The organism is Variovorax sp. Soil_C_12 (genome assembly GCF_057657375.1).
Map to the genome: position 1 here is coordinate 304,180 of NZ_JBDGIO010000005.1, position 16,403 is coordinate 320,582.

Here is a 16,403-nt window from a genome sequence, read left to right on the forward strand (position 1 = left end):
TCCAAGCCCATGGCCGACACAACCGCCCCCGCGCCCCTGGTCCGCCCCGACTACCGCCTCAGCGACAGCCTCTGGGCCAGCGGCGGGTCCGTCTTTCTCACCGGCACGCAGGCGCTGGTGCGGCTGATGCTGATGCAGCGCCAGCGCGATGCGGCCGCCGGCCTGGACACGCGCGGCTTCATCAGCGGCTACCGGGGCTCGCCGCTCGGCATGGTGGACATGGCGCTGTGGAAGACCGGCAAGAAGCTCGACGAAAGCGGTATCCGCTTCCTGCCCGCCATCAACGAGGAGCTCGGCGCCACCGCCGTGCTCGGCACCCAGCGCGTCGAGGCCGATCCCGAGCGCACCTGCGCCGGCGTGTTCGCGATGTGGTACGGCAAGGGGCCGGGCGTGGACCGCGCGGGCGATGCGCTCAAGCACGGCAACGCCTACGGTGCTTCGGCTCACGGCGGCGTGCTGATGGTGGCCGGCGACGACCACGGCTGCGTGTCCTCCTCGATGCCGCACCAGAGCGACCAGGCCTTCCAGTCCTGGCATGCGCCGGTGGTCTCGCCGAGCTGCGTCGCCGAGTACCTGGAGTACGGGCTATACGGCTGGGCGCTGTCGCGCTTCTCGGGCAACTGGGTGGGCTTCACCGCGCTGTCGGAGATCGTGGAGAGCGCCACCACGGTCGACCTCGACCTCGTGAACGCCCGCGCCGCGACCTGGCAGGACGGCGACACCGTGCGCCGCATCACCGGCTACGCGCCGCCGGCCGACGGCCTGCACTACCGCTGGCCCGACCTGCCGTCGCTCAAGATCGAGCAGCGCCTGCACGCCAAGCTCGACGCGGTGCGCGCCTTCGCCCGGGTCAACAGCATCGACCGCCAGATCGTCGAGAGCGACGATGCGACGGTGGGCATCGTCACCGCCGGCAAGGCGCACTACGACCTCATGGAGGTGCTGCGCCGGCTGGACGTGACCACCGAGGCCCTTGCGGTCCACGGGCTGCGCATCTACAAGCTGGGCCTCACCTATCCCGTCGAGCCGACCCGCATGAACTGCTTCATGCAGGGCCTGAAGGAAGTGCTGGTGATCGAGGAAAAGGGCCCGGTGGTCGAGGACCAGCTGCGCACCATGTTCTACAACGCCGCCGAGCGCCCGGCCATCGTCGGCAAGCAGGATGCGCAAGGCCGGCCGCTGGTGAGCGCGCTCGGCGAGCTGCGGCCCTCGCGCCTGATCCAGGTCGTTGCCGACTGGCTGGCCCGCCATTTCCCCGACCTCGACCGGCGCCACCTGGTGCGCGACTTCACGCCGCCGGAGCTGCTGTCCAATGCGAGCGACAGCGTCAAGCGCCTGCCCTACTTCTGCGCCGGCTGCCCGCACAACACCAGCACCCGCGTGCCCGAGGGCTCGCATGCGCAGGCCGGCATCGGCTGCCACTTCATGGCCAGCTGGATGGACCGCGAGACCGAGGGCCTGATCCAGATGGGCGGAGAAGGCGTGGACTGGGTGTCGCACGCGATGTTCACCCGCGTGCCGCACGTGTTCCAGAACCTCGGCGACGGCACCTACTACCACTCGGGCTACCTCGCGATCCGCCAGGCGGTCGCGGCGCGGGCCACGCTCACCTACAAGATCCTCTTCAACGACGCGGTGGCGATGACCGGCGGCCAGCCGGTGGACGGCATCATCAGCGTCGACGGCATCGCCCGCCAGGTGGAGGCCGAAGGCGTCAAGCAGGTGGTGGTGGTGTCGGACGACATCGACAAGTACAAGAGCCTCCGGAAGCGCTTCCCCGCCGGCACCGAGTTCCACGACCGTGCAGAGCTCGATGCAGTGCAGCGGCGCCTGCGCGAGATCGCCGGCGTCACCGTGCTGATCTACGAGCAGACCTGCGCCGCAGAGAAGCGCCGCCGCCGCAAGAAGGGCGAGCTGGTCGATCCGGCCCGGCGCGTCTACATCAACGACCGCGTCTGCGAGGGCTGCGGCGATTGCTCTGTGCAGAGCAACTGCATCGCCGTGCTGCCGCTGGAAACGCCGCTGGGCCGCAAGCGCAAGATCGACCAGAGCAGCTGCAACAAGGACTATTCCTGCGTCCAGGGCTTCTGCCCCAGCTTCGTCGGCGTGCTGGGCGGTGGCCCGCGCAAGAAGACCGGCGCGCTGGCCGCCGGCGCCGACGCCTTCATGCGGCGCGTGAACGCGCTGCCCCGTCCGGCGCCCCATGCCTGGACCGGCCCCTACGACCTGCTGGTGACCGGCGTCGGCGGCACCGGCGTCGTGACCGTCGGCGCGCTGGTCGCGATGGCGGCGCACCTCGAGGGCAAGAGCGCCAGCGTGCTCGACTTCATGGGCTTCGCGCAGAAGGGCGGCTCGGTGCTCAGCTTCGTGCGCCTGGCCGACATCCATTGGCGCCTGAACCAGGTGCGCATCGACACCCAGCAGGCCGATGCGCTGCTGGCCTGCGACCTCGTGGTGGGCGCCTCCGCGGACGCGCTCTCCACCGTGCGCCACGGCCGCACCCGCATCCTCGCCAACACGCACGAGACGCCCGTGGCCGAGAGCCTGCACAACCCCGATGCCAGCCTCAAGGCGCCGCTCTTGCTCGACAAGCTGCGCTTCGCCGCCGGCGCCGAGCGCGTCGAGACGCTCGACGCGCAGGCACTGGCCGAGGCTTTCCTCGGCGATTCGATCGTCTCCAACATCCTCGCGCTCGGCTACGCGTGGCAGCGCGGGCTGGTGCCGGTGGGCCTGGAGGCGCTGCTGCGCGCCATCGAGCTCAACGGCGTGGCGGTCGAGAACAACAAGCTCGCCTTCTCGCTCGGCCGCCTGGCCGCCGGCGACCCGGAGGCCGCGGCCGCGCTGCTGCGCAGCAAGTCGGCCGAGCCTGCGCAGCCCGAGCCGCTGGAGGCAGTGATCGAGCGCGGCGTGGCCCACCTGGCCGCCTACCAGAACACCGACTACGCCAAGCGTTATGCCGACACCATTGCCGCAGTGCAGCAGCGCGAGGCCGCGTTGCACGCCGACACCACGCTGCCCTTCACGCGCGCGGTGGCGCAGGGCCTGCTCAAGCTGATGGCCTACAAGGACGAGTACGAGGTGGCCCGCCTGTACACCGACGGCGAATTCGCGCGCTCGCTGCAGCAGCACTTCGAGGGCGAGTTGCAGCTCGAGTTCTACATGGCGCCGCCCGTGCTGAGCCGGTCGCGCCAGGGCCGGCCGCCGCGCAAGCTGCGCCTGGGCGGCTGGATGATGCCGGCGATGAAGCTGCTGGCCCAGGGCCGCCGGCTGCGCGGCACTGCGCTCGATCCCTTCGGCTACACCGAGGAGCGGCGCATGGAGCGCGCGCTGATCGAGGACTACCGCCGGCGCATCGAGTCGCTGCTGCCGACGCTCAGCGCCGAGCGCCTGAAGATCGCGACCGAGATCGCGTTGCTGCCGATGCAGATGCGCGGCTTCGGCCATGTGAAGCAGGCCAACGTCACGCTCGCGCGGGTGCGCGAGGCCGAACTGCTGTACCGCTTCGATTCGAAGGCTTTTCCGCGGCCTGCGCCGTCGCGCGCCGCCGGGCAGATCCGCGGCATTGCAGTGACCGCGTCACAGCGCTGACGCGGTCACACGGACGACTTCGCTGTTGCTTCTAGTTGCACGGACTCTGCGCACCCTCTCGGGCAAGGGGGAGCGGTCGGCTCCTACAACCACGAGACCGCAACTTCCCAGAATGAGTCCATCACTCATCGAAAGGTGGACATCATGAACACACGTCTCTGGATCACGGCCGGTGCGGCCACGGCCATCATGACGCTGGCGGGCTGCGCAGCAGGACCGAATGAGCAATGGGGCACTGCGGGCGGCGCAGTGGGCGGCGCGGTGGTCGGCAACGCCATCGGCGGCAACACGGCCAGCACGGTGGGCGGTGCCGCCATCGGCGGCCTGATCGGCAACCAGGTGGGTCGCCGCGCCGACGAACGCAACTACTACCGCGGCCAGCGCAGCAGCAACTACTACCCGTACAACGGGCCGACCTACTGAGCCCCCGCTTCCCGCGTGAATGCGGAAGGCGTGCCGATGGCACGCCTTTTTTTTTTTCGCCCCGCGATCAGCGCGCCGAGGAAGGCGTGCGGCCCGCACGCCAGGCACCGAAGATCGCAATCAACCCCGGCACGATGATCAATGCCCAGATGATCTTGTCCAGGTGCTCCTTCACAAAGGGCAGGTTGCCGAACAGGTAGCCGGCCGTGCACAGGCCCACCACCCACAGCAGGCCGCCGCCGATGTTGTAGAGGCTGAACTTGCCGCGCGTCATCTCGGCCACCCCCGCCACGAAGGGCGCGAAGGTGCGGATGAAGGGCATGAAGCGCGCCAGCACGATCGTGATGCCGCCATAGCGCTCGTAGAAGTCGTGGGCCTGGTCGAAGGCCTTGCGATTGAAGAAGCGCGAGCTCTCCCACTGGAAGACCTTGGGCCCGAAGTAGCGCCCGATGCTGTAGTTGCACTGGTCGCCCAAGATCGCCGCGGCGATCAGGACCGGCACCGCGATCCCGAAGCTCATCAGCCCCGCGCCGCACAGCGCACCCACGATGAAGAGCAGCGAATCGCCCGGAAGAAAGGGCATGACCACCAGCCCAGTCTCGACGAAGACGATCAGGAACAGCAGCGCATAGACCCAGGGGCCATAGGCGATGACGAAGGTCTCCAGGTGTTTGTCGACATGAAGGATGAAGTCGACCAAGAAGCTGATGATTTCCATGGCCGCGCATTATCCGGGTGCAACGCACGTGTCCTCCGGGAAGCCCTTCTAGAATGACCGCGTGAGCGCCCTTCCCTCTGCCCTCCCCCCGGCCGCGCGCCGCCCCATCCGCGAACTCCCCGATGAACTGATCAGCCAGATCGCCGCCGGCGAAGTGGTGGAGCGTCCGGCTTCGGTGGTGCGCGAGCTGCTCGACAACGCCCTCGACGCCGGCGCGCGCCAGATCACGGTGCGGCTCGCGGCCGGCGGCGTGCGCCTGATCTCGGTCGAGGACGACGGCCAGGGCCTGCCGCGCGACGAGCTGCCGCTGGCGCTGCGCCGCCACGCGACCAGCAAGATCGCCAGCCTCGGCGAACTGGAGACCGTGGGCACCATGGGCTTTCGCGGCGAGGCGCTGGCCGCCATCAACGCCATCGCCGAGCTCAGCCTGCTGTCGCGCGCGGCAGGCGCCGACGGCGCCTTCGCGCTCGATGGCCGCACCGGCGAGCTGCGCCCGGTGGCGCGCGCCACCGGCACCACGGTCGAAGTGCGCGAGCTTTTCTTCGCCACGCCCGCGCGCCGCAAGTTCCTGAAGACCGACGCCACCGAGCTGGCCCACTGCATCGAGGCCGTGCGGCGCCATGCGCTGGCCCGGCCCGAGGTCGGCTTCGCGGTCTGGCACGAAGGCAAGCTGGTCGAGCAATGGCGCGCCGCCGAGGCGCGCGACCCGCGCCTGGCCGACACGCTGGGCGACGACTTCGTAGCGCAGAGCGTGGCGGTCGAGCATGCCACCGGGCCGGTGCGCGTGACAGGCCGCGCCGGCATCCCCGATGCTGCGCGCTCGCGGGCCGACCAGCAGTTCTTCTACGTCAACGGCCGCTTCGTGCGCGACAAGGTGCTGGCCCACGCGGTGCGCAGCGCCTATGAAGACGTGCTGCACGGCCAGCGCCAGCCGGTCTACGCGCTGTACCTCGAGATCGATCCGGCGCGAGTCGACGTCAACGTGCATCCGACCAAGATCGAGGTGCGCTTCCGCGATGGGCGCGAGGTGCACCAGGCGGTGCGCCATGCGATCGAGAACGCGCTGGCCGCGCCGCGCGCTGGCGATGCAGCATCGGGGCCGGCCGAGCCCTTCTTCAAGCCGCGCAGCGCGCCGGTCGTCCCCGCGTGGAGCCAACCGTCGATGCATTTCGCGGCCGAGCGCGGCCTGGGCGATGCCGCAGCGATGTGGCCGAGCGAGCGGCGCGAGCCGCTGGCGACGCCGTCCTCCGCCATTGCGCCGGCATCGGCGGAGGCCTTCCCGGCCGTCGCTTTCGCGCAGCCCGCCGCCCGGCCCGCGCCGCCGGCGGACGACCAAGCCTGGCCCCTGGGCCGCGCCCTGGCCCAGCTCCAGGGCATCTACATCCTGGCCGAGAACAGCCAGGGGCTGGTGATCGTCGACATGCACGCAGCCCACGAGCGCATCGTCTACGAGCGCCTGAAGACCCAGCTGGACGGCGCCGCCATCGCCAGCCAGCCCCTGCTGATCCCGGCCACCTTCGCCGCCACGCCCCAGGAAGTCGCCACCGCCGAGGCCTGCGCCGCGGTGCTGCCCGCGCTCGGCCTGGAGATCACGCCCTTCTCGCCGCGCACGCTGGCGGTGCGGGCGGTGCCCGGGACCCTGGCCGACGGCGACCCGGTGGAGCTGGCGCGCAGCGTGCTGGCCGAACTGGCGCAGCACGACGCCAGCACCGTGGTGCAGCGGGCCCAGAACGAGCTGCTCTCGACGATGGCCTGCCACGGCGCGGTGCGCGCCAACCGCCGGCTGACCGTCGACGAAATGAACGCCTTGTTACGCCAGATGGAAGCGACCGAGCGCTCGGACCAGTGCAACCATGGCCGGCCGACCTGGCGCCAGCTCTCCGTCCGAGAGCTGGACAGCCTGTTCATGCGCGGCCGCTGAGGCTGCTTGCCGCCAACTTCTGCACATTTGTCGCGAGTTGGCCGCGTAACCAAGGGTTTTCACGCGTCATCGAGACCCCGGGCACGGCCGTTGCATGGCATCTTGAGTTGAACTTTCGTCTCAATCGCCTGTCACTCAGCTTTCCGATGAAGTCCTGGTCCCTCTTCGCCTCTGCTACTGCCCTGGTCGCCTTGCTGGCCGGGGGCTGTTCCACCCTCGACGAGCGGCAGCGCGAATGGATCTTCCAACCCAGCGACCGCAGCTGGGGCAACTCCGAGGCCATGAGCGAAGGCATGGAGCATGTCTGGATCGACTTCGACTCCAAGGTCACGGGCCAGCCGGTCCGGCTGCACGGCCTCTGGCTGGGCGGCGCGCCGGAATCGGCCGACACCCCGGTCCTGCTCTACCTGCACGGGGCCAAGTACAACGTGGCCGGCTCGGCGCCTCGCATGCGGCGCATGCACGAGCTGGGCTTCTCGGTCCTGGCCATCGACTACCGCGGCTTCGGCAAGAGCAGCAAGGCCCTGCCCTCCGAGGACTCCGCCCGCGAGGACGCGCGCGCCGCCTGGATCTGGCTGGCGGCGCGGCACCCGAAGCAGCACCGCTACATCTTCGGCCACTCGCTGGGCGGCGCGATCGGCATCGACCTGGCCGCGCAGGTGAACGACGAAAGCGGCACCATCGTCGAGAGCACCTTCACCTCCATCGCCGACGTGGTCGGCAGCTTCAAGTGGGGCTGGCTGCCCTTCGGCCCCTTCATCACGCAGCGCTTCGAGGCGATCGCCAAGGTCAAGAACATCGGCGCCCCGCTGCTGGTGGTGCATGGCAGCGCCGACAGCCTGATCAACCCCACGCTGGGGCGCAAGCTCTACGAGGCCGCCACCGTGCCCAAGCAGTTCGTGCTGGTCGAGGGCGGCTCGCACCACAGTACCGGCTCCATCGGCGAGGTGCAGTACCGCGCCGCGCTGGCCCAGCTGTTCCGCATGAAGCCGCCCACCGTGCTTGCGGCCCAGGCCCACGAAGAAGCGGCAACGCCGCGCGTGACGCCTGCCGCGCGGCCGATGCCGCCGGCCGACCAGCGCGATGCCGGCTCGGCGCCGCCGCACAAGATCTGATCCTCGCCCGCCCGGCCGCCCCGGCGGATCGCATTTGCTACCCTCGGGCGCATGCCGCCCACCGCAGCTCCCGCCCTCACCCCCGCCTCGCGCACGTTCCCCGCGCTGGTGCGCCGCGGCGAAGCCCATGGCCACTGAGGCCGGCTACGTGGCTTTGGCCGGACCCACGGCCTCGGGCAAGACCGCAGCCGCGCTTGCAATCGCCCGTGCGCGGCCGGTGGAGATCGTCAGCGTCGACTCGGCCCTGGTCTACCGCGGCATGGACATCGGCACCGCCAAGCCCAGCGCCGACGAGCGCGCCGTCGCGCCGCACCACCTGATCGACATCCGCGATCCGCGCGAGCCCTACAGCGCGGCGGCCTTCGTCTCCGATGCCACGCGCCTCGTCGCCGAGATCCGCGCACGGGGCCGCCTGCCGCTGCTGGTGGGCGGCACCATGCTGTACTTCAAGGCGCTCGCCGACGGCATCGATGCGATGCCCGCGGCCGACCCGGACGTGCGCAGCCGCCTGGAAGCCGAGGCCGCCGCACTGGGCTGGCCCGCGATGCATGCGCGGCTGGCGCAGGTCGATGCGCCCACCGCCGCGCGGCTCGCACCCAACGACAGCCAGCGCATCCAGCGCGCGCTGGAGGTCTGGCTCACCAGCGGGCGCGCGATCTCCAGCTTCCATGCGACGGAACGGGCAGGCGGCCTGCCGCCGGTGGCACTCTTCTCGCTCGAGCCGACGGAACGCGCCTGGCTGCACGAGCGCATCGCCGGGCGCTTCGACGCGATGCTCGCGGCCGGCTTCCTCGACGAGGTGCTGGCCCTGCGCGCGCGCGGCGACCTCGCGCCCGACCTGCCCTCGATGCGCAGCGTGGGCTACCGTCAGGCCTGGGAGGCGCTGGACGGCGCCTGGCCCCTGGCCGAGCTGCGCGAGCGCGGCATCGCGGCCACGCGCCAGCTGGCCAAGCGGCAGATCACCTGGCTGCGCAGCATGCCCGCACGCCGCATCGTGCCGGCCGAGGCGCCCGATGCGATCGCGCGCATCGTGGCCGCTGTGGGCGAGATCGCATGAGCGCAGCCGAAGGCAAAGGCACGCCATGACGCTGAAGGTCGAGGGCCTGGCCAAGCGTTACGGCGACAGCACCGTCTTCGAGCAGGTCTCGCTCGCGGTCGCGCCTGGCGAGTTCGTCGCCATCGTGGGCGAATCGGGCGTGGGCAAGTCCACGCTGCTCAACTGCATGGCCGGCCTGGACAGCTGGGACGCGGGGACCATCGTGCACGACGGCGTCGACATCGGCGGGCTCGACGGCGAGGCGCGCGCGCTCTGGCGCCGCCGGCAGGTGGGCTTCGTGTTCCAGGCCTTCCATGTGCTGCCCCACCTGGACGTGGCGCAGAACGTCGCCTTGCCGCTGATGCTGCTGAAGCAGGCAACCCCGGCGCGCGTGGCGCACATGCTCGAGGCGGTGGGCCTCGCGGGCCTGGGCGAACGCCTGCCCCAGCAGCTGAGCGGCGGCCAGCTCCAGCGCGTGGCCATCGCGCGCGCGCTGGTACACCGGCCTGCGCTGCTGCTGGCCGACGAGCCCACCGGCAATCTCGATCCGGGCACCGCTGCCAAGGTGATGGAGGTGCTTTTCGCGCAGACGCGCGAGCACGGCGCCTCGCTGGTGCTCGTCACGCATTCGGAGGCGGCTGCGGCGCGGGCCGACCGGGTGCTGCACCTCAGCGCCGGCGGCATCGTCCCTGGCTAGTTGTGCGATCCTTTGGGGATGCGCTTTCGATCATGTTCTGTTCGTCTGTCTGGCCCGCTTGCGCTGCTATGTTGGGCGCTCGCCGCGTGCCCGGTGCAAGCCGAGCCCAGCCCGAGCTGGGGCGCGATCGCGACCCAGCAGGGGTGGTACGGCTACGCCTTCGACCAACCTTCCCGCGGCGCCGCCGAGCTTGCCGCCCGCGCCCAGTGCGATCGCGCAGCGGGCCGCCCGGGCGCCTGTGCCGTCCGCGCCTACTTCGATCGCGCCTGCGGCGCGCTCGCCACCGGCAACTACGGGGAGTGGGGCACGGCCATCGCGCCCACGGCCAGCGCCGCGAGCAAGGCGGCGGCAGGCGAATGTGAAAGCCATCTGCCGACCGAGCCCTGCAAGGTGGTCGTCAGCGTCTGCTCGCGGCGATGAACATGCGACCGCCGTCCAGGACATCGCTCTTCGCGGCGGCCAAAAACTGGGACGCGCCTGCCGTCGCGGCCGCGCTGGCCGCCGCGCCTGAGCTGGTCAACGCCAGCGACCCCCGCGGCCGCACCGCCCTGCACCTGGCATGCACGGTCAAGCCCGACAGCAGCGCGCAGCTCGCGGAACCGAATGGCATCGAGACCGTGACCTGCCTGCTCGACGCCGGCGCCGAGCTGGAGGGCGCGGTGCCGATGGATGAAAACGAAGGCGACTTTCGTGCGACGCCCCTCTGGCATGCCGTGGCGCGCGGCGAGAACCTTCCCTTGGTCCGCTTCCTCCTGCAACGGGGCGCGAACGCCAGCCACTCGCTCTGGGCCGTGGTCTGGCGAGACGACGATGCGATGTGCCGCGAACTGCTGAAGACCAGGCCGGCGCTCGACCTGAGGGCTGAAGGCGAAACCGCCCTCTTCTACGCGGCGAGGCTGAAGCGGATCAAGACGCTCGGTCTTCTCATCGATGCTGGCGCCGATCCGTCGATCGCGGATCCGCAGGGCCGCGACGCGGTGGACATCGCGCGGGCGCGGCGACTTCCCCAGGAGCTGATCGAACGCCTGGAGCTCGCGCGGCGCCTACAACATCGACCACACGCAAGGAGCTGAAGCCATGAGCCTGCATCAACGACTCCAGCAGCGCGCCGCCGAGAACAAGCCGGTGCGCATCGGCCTGATCGGCGCCGGCAAGTTCGGCGCCATGTACTTGGCGCAGATCCCGCGCACCCCCGGCGTGCAACTCGTGGCCATTGCGGACTTGTCTCCGGATGCGGCGCGCACGAACCTCCAGCGCGTCGGCTGGAAGCCCGAGCGCGCCGCCGCCCGCTCGGTGCAGGAAGCGCTGCAGAACGGCACGACCTGGATCACCGAGGACTGGCAAGCCCTGACGCGCGAGCCGTCCATCGACATCGTGGTCGAGTGCACCGGCAACCCCGTTGCCGCCGTGGAGCACTGCCTCGATGCCTTCGCGAACGGCAAGCACGTGGTGAACGTCACGGTGGAGGCCGACGCCTTCTGCGGCCCGCTGCTGGCGCGCCGCGCGCAGCAGGCCGGCGTGCTGTACTCGCTCGCCTTCGGCGACCAGCCGGCGCTGATCTGCGACCTGGTCGACTGGGCGCGCACCTGCGGCTTCCCGGTCGTGGCGGCCGGGCGCGGCCACAAGTGGCTGCCGCATTTCAGCGAATCGACGCCCGAGACGGTGTGGGGCCACTACGGCCTCACGCCCGAGCAGGCGACGCGCGGCGGCCTCAACCCGAAGATGTTCAACAGCTTCCTCGACGGCTCCAAGCCCTCGATCGAAAGCGCCGCGGTCGCCAACGCCACCGGCCTCGGCGTGCCCTCCGACGGCTTGCTCTACCCGCCGGCCAGCGTGGAGGACATCCCCTTCGTCACGCGGCCGAAGAGCGAAGGCGGCGTGCTCGAGCGCAAGGGCATGGTGGAGGTGGTGTCCTCGCTGGAGGCCGACGGCCGCCGCATCCCCTACGACATCCGCATGGGCGTGTGGGTCACGGTCGAGGCCGAGACCGACTACATCCGGAACTGCTTCGAGGAATACAACGCCCACACCGACCCGAGCGGGCGCTACTTCACGCTCTACAAGCGCTGGCACCTGATCGGCCTGGAGGTCGGCGTCTCGGTGGCGAGCGTGGCGCTGCGCGGCGAGCCTACCGGCGTGGCCACCTGCTGGAACGCCGACGTGGTCGCCACCGCCAAGCGCGACCTCGCAGCGGGCGAGACGCTCGACGGCGAAGGCGGCTACACCGTGTGGGGCAAGCTGCTGCCGGCCGAGCGCTCGCTGCGGCTCGGCGGATTGCCGCTCGGGCTCGCGCACAACGTGAAGCTGGTGCGCCCGGTGAAGAAAGGCCAGAGCCTTTGCTGGGCCGATGTCGCGATGGACACCACGACGCATGCGTACAAGCTGCGCCGCGAGATGGAGGCGATGTTCGCGCCGGAGCGGGCCGAGGCCCCGTGCGGGTGAACCCTGAGGTTCGGAAAAACTGAACTCTCCGCATCGATCATGTGAACGCTGTCCTCCGAGCTGGGCGAGCTGCCGATCAAGGTGCGCATGTTCGGCGAGACGCTGGTGCTGTTTCGCGCGAAGAACGGGCAGGTCGGCTCAGGCGTTCCCATGGGGGCTCGGTGCCGCCGCGCGAGTTCGAGCGCTGCTGCCCTCATCCCTGCCCTCTCCCAAGGGGAGAGGGAGTAAGACCCTAGTGCAGGAGCTTGACGCCGGTCTTCGCCTGCAGTGCCTCGAAGGTGACGCCCTCGGCCAGCTCGATCACCTTCAGACCCTCGGGCGTGACGTCCATCACGGCCAGGTCGGTGATGATCCGGTCCACCACGCCCACGCCGGTCAGCGGCAGCGTGCATTCCTCGAGGATCTTGAGGTCCTCGGTGCCGTCCTTCTTGCGGGCCACGTGCTCCATCAGCACGATCACGCGCTTGACGCCCGCCACCAGGTCCATCGCGCCGCCCATCCCCTTGACCATCTTGCCGGGGATCATCCAGTTGGCCAGGTCGCCCTTGGCGCTGACCTGCATGGCGCCGAGGATCGACAGGTTGATCTTGCCGCCGCGGATCATCGCGAAGCTGTCGTGGCTGCCGAAGATGGCCGAGCCGGGCAGCGTGGTCACGGTCTGCTTGCCGGCGTTGATCAGGTCGGCGTCGACCTGGTCCTCGGTCGGGAAGGGGCCGATGCCGAGCATGCCGTTCTCGCTCTGCAGCCAGACTTCCTTGTCGCCGACGAAGTTGGCCACCAGCGTGGGGATGCCGATGCCGAGGTTCACGTAGAAGCCGTCTTCCAGCTCCTGGGCGGCGCGCGCCGCCATCTGGTCTTGGGTCCAGGGCATCTCAGGCTCCTTTGTTGCTGCTGTTCTTGACGGGGGTCGGCACCTCGCTGCCGGCGGCGGCCTGGGCAATTGCGGCCTGGGCCTCGACCTTGGCGGCGGCCACGTCGACCGCCGCGCTCACGGTGCGCTTCTCGATGCGCTTCTCCGGGCTGGCATTGAGCACGATGCGGTGCACGTAGATGCCGGGCAGGTGAATGTCGTCCGGCGCCAGTTCGCCGATCTCGACGATCTTCTCGACCTCGACGATGCAGATCTTGCCCGCCATCGCCGCCGCCGGGTTGAAGTTGCGCGCCGTCAGGCGGAAGCGCAGGTTGCCGGACTTGTCCGCCACATCGGCCTTGACCAGCGCCACGTCGGGCACCAGCGAGCGTTCCATCACGTAGGTCTCGCCGTCGAACTCGCGCAGCTCCTTGCCCTCGGCCACCAGCGTGCCCACGCCGGTCTTGGTGAAGAAGGCCGGGATGCCGGCACCGCCGGCGCGCAGCTTCTCGGCCAGCGTGCCCTGCGGGGTGAACTCGAGCTCCAGCTCCTTGGCCAGGTACTGGCGCTCGAACTCCTTGTTCTCGCCGACGTAGCTCGCGATCATTTTCTTGATCTGGCGCGTCTCCAGCAGCTTGCCCAGGCCGAAGCCGTCGACGCCGGCGTTGTTGGAGATGCAGGTCAGGTTCTTGACGCCCGAATCGTGCAGGGCATCGATCAGGGCTTCGGGAATGCCGCAGAGGCCGAAGCCGCCGACCGCGAGCGTCTGGCCATCGGCGACGACGCCCTTGAGCGCCGCGTCGGCGGAGGGATAGATCTTGTTCGCCATGATTCCTCGTTCGGAAATGGTGGTTGATGGATAACCCGCACGATACTACGTATGCGCATACGTAGTATTTCGTAATGGAGACACCCGACACCGCCCTCGCCCCCATCGACTACCGGCTCGCCTTCGAGGAGGCGCCAGTGGGCATGGTGCTGTCGCGCCACCGGATCATCGTCGATTGCAATGTGCGCCTGTGCGAAATGTTCGGTGCCACGCGCGAGATGCTGGTCGGCCAGTCTTTCCGCGTGCTCTACCCGAGCGTCGTCGAATTCGAGCGCATCGGCAAGCGCATGGAGCCGATCCTCAACGCCAGCGGCCGCTATGCCGACAACCGCATGATGCGGCGCGTGGGTGGCCTGCACGGCGCCTTTGCGGGCGAGACCTTCTGGTGCCATGTGAGCGGCCAGGCGCTCAATCGCGCGGCGCCGCACGAGGCCGGCATCTGGACCTTCGAGGACCTGGGTTCGCGCCGCGCGGCCAAGGCCGAGCTCACGCCGCGCGAGCGCGAGGTGGCGGCGCAGCTGATGAAGGGCCTGACCTCGAAGGAAATCGGGCGGGCGCTGGGGATCAGCCACCGCACGGTCGAGATCCATCGCGCGCGGTTAATGCGCAAATATGCCGCGGCGACGACCGCGGAACTGGTGCAGAAGCTCATCGCGGCTTAGCGCATGGAACGTTTTTCAAGCTCGTGCCACTCAGCTTGGGTCAACGAGGCATGTTCGTCGCCTGCAGTTGATGAATGATCGTGTGGGTCCGATGGCGCAATCCGCCGGAGGTCCCTGAAGCTTGAAGCTCAAGTGTGTCGGACGGGGGTTCGATTCCCCCCAGCTCCACCAGAGTGCGGATGCGCGTGCGTCCGCAGTCTCGTGGGGCTGACTGGTTTCGACGACGCATGGAGGTCGAGGGCGACGATCCGAGAGGCGACTGCCGTAAGCAGAGCAAATCCAGTAAATGCTAATGACAGCTTTTACCTGAAGCAGGCGACCTAAAGCCGGCTTCGGAGTAACCCGAAAGGGTTCCCGGCCCCTGCAGTTCTGCAGGCTCGGCAACAGAAAGGCCGGGACCTCGTCAGCGCGCCCCGCGCACTTGAAGCCTCGGGTGCAGCGGCGCATCATGCCGCCGTGCCTCACCTCGCACCCCGCCGCCGATTCATGCGCTGCGCTTTGGCTGAGCCGCTTCGAAGAAGCGCGGCGCTGGCGCTGCTCGTCGTTGCCGGCTGCGCCCTCCCCGGCAGCGACCGTGCGTCGTCCCGCGCCGCGCCGCCACCCACCGACTGCCATGCACGCGTGGGCACCGACCGCAACGCCGAGCTGCCGGGCTACCTGCTGCCCGGCGCGAATGGTGCGACTGTCTGCGTCCCCTTGCTGCTGACCGCCAGACGCCCTCCTCCGGACTACAAGGGCCGCGACTTCTACGTCGACGAATACACCGACGCCAGGCTGAAGGCCCGCTGGCGCTGGTGCAAGACCGACACCGCCTGCTTCCAGCGCATCGACGCCCAGATGCAGCGCTGGCTGCCGCCCAACAAGGAGCGGGCCAGGCGCTCCACCGGCGTGGTCGATCCTTCCGGCCGCATCGATCCCGACGGCCAGGTGGACCTGCGCCAGATCCGGCGCCCGGCCTTCTTCGCCAAGGCACCCTATCGCGAGTCCATCGCCGAGGCCGAGCCGCGCACCTACACCGTCGAGTTCAGCGCGCCGCGCGACACCTTCGAGCGCATCGACCTGAAGATGCAGGACACCATCAAGCTGCGCGGCTGGTACATCGAGGGTGCGGGGGTGGATGACGGCAAGGGCGGCCGGCTGCGCGCGCTGGCGATCATGGCCAATGGCGGCGGCGGGCAGATGACGGCCATCCAGCACCCGGACGAGAAGTCCTACCGCATCGACGCCGCCACCGGCCGGACCATCGCCATCAGCTTCCCCAACACCACCACCGAGACCATGGGCCAGCGCTGGTGGCGCGAGAACCTGCAGGCGCTGAACGCGGCCGGCTTCGACGTGCTGGCCTACGACCGTCGCGGCGAGGGCATCTCAGGCGGCTTCAGCGACACCAACACGCTCGAACAGGGCGAGGACGTGTTCCGCGTGCTCGAGCAGCTGGAAAAGGGTGACGGCATGCGCCTGCTCACGCCCTCGGGCCAGCTGATCGAAGGCAGTGCGGCGGGCGGCCGGCTGTTGGCCGGCATGAAGGCCAGGCAGATCCCGATCCTGCTCGGCGGCTACTCGCGCGGTTCCATGTCCACCGCCTGGGCGATGACGAAGAACTTCGTCGAGTCCTGCAGCTACGACATGCCGGTCGCCGCCTGCTCGCCGCCCAAGGGCTACACGAACATCAAGGGCGCGATCCTGCTCGCCTCCTTCGCGAGCGGCGCGGGCTACGTGCCGGCCGCGCGCGACCTGGCAGACCGCAACCTGTTCCTCGGCGGCATGGCGGCCGACCATCACATCGTCTTCTATCCCAACTCGGCCACGCTCGCGGGCATGCCGCGCTGGCCGGCCGCCTTCTTCGGCAAGGGCCTGTGGGACCGCGCCGAGAGCGTCGAGGGGACCATCGCCGCCTACGACCGCATCCGCGGCCTGAAAGAGATCGTGGTGGCGCGCGGCCCGCATTCCATCGAGACCTGGGACGCGGACGACCTGCGTTACCTGCAGGAACGCATGGTCGCCTTCGCGAAGGCGGCCGTGACGGGCGCCTCCACGGTGCCGGGCGGCAGGCGGTGGACAGACCTCAAGAGCCTGGTCGCGACCACGCCGGATCGCTGGGAGCCGTCCTCGCGGCCCTAAG

14 protein-coding genes are annotated in these 16,403 nt (G+C 69.7%); 11 read left to right on the forward strand and 3 right to left on the reverse strand.

Translation table 11 applies throughout. The features are described from left to right. The first annotated feature begins 9 nt into the window (after window positions 1-9). Window positions 10-3,588 (forward strand): indolepyruvate ferredoxin oxidoreductase family protein, encoded by a 3,579-nt coding sequence (locus AC3A6X_RS16230; RefSeq protein ID WP_487843154.1) that lies wholly within the window; start codon window positions 10-12, stop codon window positions 3,586-3,588. Window positions 3,589-3,732: 144 nt separating this feature from the next. Beyond that, a complete protein-coding gene (locus AC3A6X_RS16235; RefSeq protein WP_487843155.1) occupies window positions 3,733-4,011 on the forward strand; it encodes a YMGG-like glycine zipper-containing protein in 279 nt (92 codons plus the stop codon). Between the two features lie 67 nt (window positions 4,012-4,078). Here the strand turns inward: AC3A6X_RS16235 and AC3A6X_RS16240 are convergent, their stop codons facing one another. Then, window positions 4,079-4,729 carry a DedA family protein gene (locus AC3A6X_RS16240; RefSeq protein ID WP_106554282.1) on the reverse strand — a complete coding sequence of 217 codons (651 nt, stop codon included), beginning with the start codon at window positions 4,727-4,729 and terminating at the stop codon, window positions 4,079-4,081. Window positions 4,730-4,790: 61 nt separating this feature from the next. Between AC3A6X_RS16240 and mutL the strand changes: the two genes are divergently transcribed. From mutL to AC3A6X_RS16275, 7 genes are all read left to right on the forward strand, one after another. Further along, complete coding sequence (gene mutL, locus AC3A6X_RS16245) at window positions 4,791-6,650, forward strand: DNA mismatch repair endonuclease MutL (protein ID WP_487843156.1); 1,860 nt, start codon at window positions 4,791-4,793, stop codon at window positions 6,648-6,650. 146 nt (window positions 6,651-6,796) lie between these two features. Next, window positions 6,797-7,765, forward strand: coding sequence for an alpha/beta hydrolase (locus AC3A6X_RS16250; protein WP_487843157.1), 969 nt, complete (start codon window positions 6,797-6,799; stop codon window positions 7,763-7,765). A 127-nt stretch (window positions 7,766-7,892) separates the two neighbouring features. Further along, window positions 7,893-8,822: a tRNA (adenosine(37)-N6)-dimethylallyltransferase MiaA gene (gene miaA, locus AC3A6X_RS16255; RefSeq protein WP_487843158.1), complete on the forward strand. Its 930-nt coding sequence runs from the start codon at window positions 7,893-7,895 to the stop codon at window positions 8,820-8,822. A gap of 25 nt (window positions 8,823-8,847) precedes the next feature. After that, a complete protein-coding gene (locus AC3A6X_RS16260) occupies window positions 8,848-9,498 on the forward strand; it encodes an ABC transporter ATP-binding protein (protein WP_487843159.1) in 651 nt (216 codons plus the stop codon). A 93-nt stretch (window positions 9,499-9,591) separates the two neighbouring features. After that, window positions 9,592-9,918: a DUF4189 domain-containing protein gene (locus tag AC3A6X_RS16265; protein WP_487843160.1), complete on the forward strand. Its 327-nt coding sequence runs from the start codon at window positions 9,592-9,594 to the stop codon at window positions 9,916-9,918. Continuing rightward, entirely contained in the window at window positions 9,915-10,571 is a 657-nt protein-coding gene (locus AC3A6X_RS16270) for an ankyrin repeat domain-containing protein (protein WP_487843161.1), read from the forward strand. Before AC3A6X_RS16265 ends, AC3A6X_RS16270 begins: the two co-directional genes overlap by 4 nt. Before the next feature lie 4 nt (window positions 10,572-10,575). Further along, window positions 10,576-11,940 carry an NAD(P)H-dependent oxidoreductase gene (locus AC3A6X_RS16275; RefSeq protein ID WP_487843162.1) on the forward strand — a complete coding sequence of 455 codons (1,365 nt, stop codon included), beginning with the start codon at window positions 10,576-10,578 and terminating at the stop codon, window positions 11,938-11,940. Window positions 11,941-12,172: 232 nt separating this feature from the next. Here the strand turns inward: AC3A6X_RS16275 and AC3A6X_RS16280 are convergent, their stop codons facing one another. Then, a complete protein-coding gene (locus AC3A6X_RS16280; RefSeq protein WP_068682473.1) occupies window positions 12,173-12,811 on the reverse strand; it encodes a 3-oxoacid CoA-transferase subunit B in 639 nt (212 codons plus the stop codon). Window position 12,812: 1 nt separating this feature from the next. Continuing rightward, window positions 12,813-13,619 (reverse strand): CoA transferase subunit A, encoded by an 807-nt coding sequence (locus tag AC3A6X_RS16285; protein ID WP_487843163.1) that lies wholly within the window; start codon window positions 13,617-13,619, stop codon window positions 12,813-12,815. A gap of 74 nt (window positions 13,620-13,693) precedes the next feature. Here AC3A6X_RS16285 and AC3A6X_RS16290 point away from each other — a divergent pair, with 74 nt between their 5' ends. Together AC3A6X_RS16290 and AC3A6X_RS16295 are read left to right on the forward strand one after the other, a co-directional pair. Next, window positions 13,694-14,281 carry a LuxR C-terminal-related transcriptional regulator gene (locus AC3A6X_RS16290; protein ID WP_487843164.1) on the forward strand — a complete coding sequence of 196 codons (588 nt, stop codon included), beginning with the start codon at window positions 13,694-13,696 and terminating at the stop codon, window positions 14,279-14,281. 486 nt (window positions 14,282-14,767) lie between these two features. Further along, window positions 14,768-16,402 (forward strand): alpha/beta fold hydrolase, encoded by a 1,635-nt coding sequence (locus AC3A6X_RS16295; protein ID WP_487843165.1) that lies wholly within the window; start codon window positions 14,768-14,770, stop codon window positions 16,400-16,402. Window position 16,403 lies beyond the last annotated feature (1 nt).

What these genes read in the sequence shown, in the direction of transcription:
- AC3A6X_RS16295 (WP_487843165.1), top strand. Translation starts at nt 14,768, where the DNA reads ATGCGCTGCGCTTTGGCTGAGCCGCTTCGAAGAAGCGCGGCGCTGGCG.
- AC3A6X_RS16240 (WP_106554282.1), bottom strand. Translation starts at nt 4,729, where the DNA reads ATGGAAATCATCAGCTTCTTGGTCGACTTCATCCTTCATGTCGACAAA.
- AC3A6X_RS16260 (WP_487843159.1), top strand. Translation starts at nt 8,848, where the DNA reads ATGACGCTGAAGGTCGAGGGCCTGGCCAAGCGTTACGGCGACAGCACC.
- AC3A6X_RS16235 (WP_487843155.1), top strand. Translation starts at nt 3,733, where the DNA reads ATGAACACACGTCTCTGGATCACGGCCGGTGCGGCCACGGCCATCATG.
- miaA (WP_487843158.1), top strand. Translation starts at nt 7,893, where the DNA reads ATGGCCACTGAGGCCGGCTACGTGGCTTTGGCCGGACCCACGGCCTCG.
- AC3A6X_RS16280 (WP_068682473.1), bottom strand. Translation starts at nt 12,811, where the DNA reads ATGCCCTGGACCCAAGACCAGATGGCGGCGCGCGCCGCCCAGGAGCTG.
- AC3A6X_RS16250 (WP_487843157.1), top strand. Translation starts at nt 6,797, where the DNA reads ATGAAGTCCTGGTCCCTCTTCGCCTCTGCTACTGCCCTGGTCGCCTTG.
- AC3A6X_RS16285 (WP_487843163.1), bottom strand. Translation starts at nt 13,619, where the DNA reads ATGGCGAACAAGATCTATCCCTCCGCCGACGCGGCGCTCAAGGGCGTC.
- AC3A6X_RS16275 (WP_487843162.1), top strand. Translation starts at nt 10,576, where the DNA reads ATGAGCCTGCATCAACGACTCCAGCAGCGCGCCGCCGAGAACAAGCCG.
- AC3A6X_RS16230 (WP_487843154.1), top strand. Translation starts at nt 10, where the DNA reads ATGGCCGACACAACCGCCCCCGCGCCCCTGGTCCGCCCCGACTACCGC.
- AC3A6X_RS16290 (WP_487843164.1), top strand. Translation starts at nt 13,694, where the DNA reads ATGGAGACACCCGACACCGCCCTCGCCCCCATCGACTACCGGCTCGCC.
- AC3A6X_RS16270 (WP_487843161.1), top strand. Translation starts at nt 9,915, where the DNA reads ATGAACATGCGACCGCCGTCCAGGACATCGCTCTTCGCGGCGGCCAAA.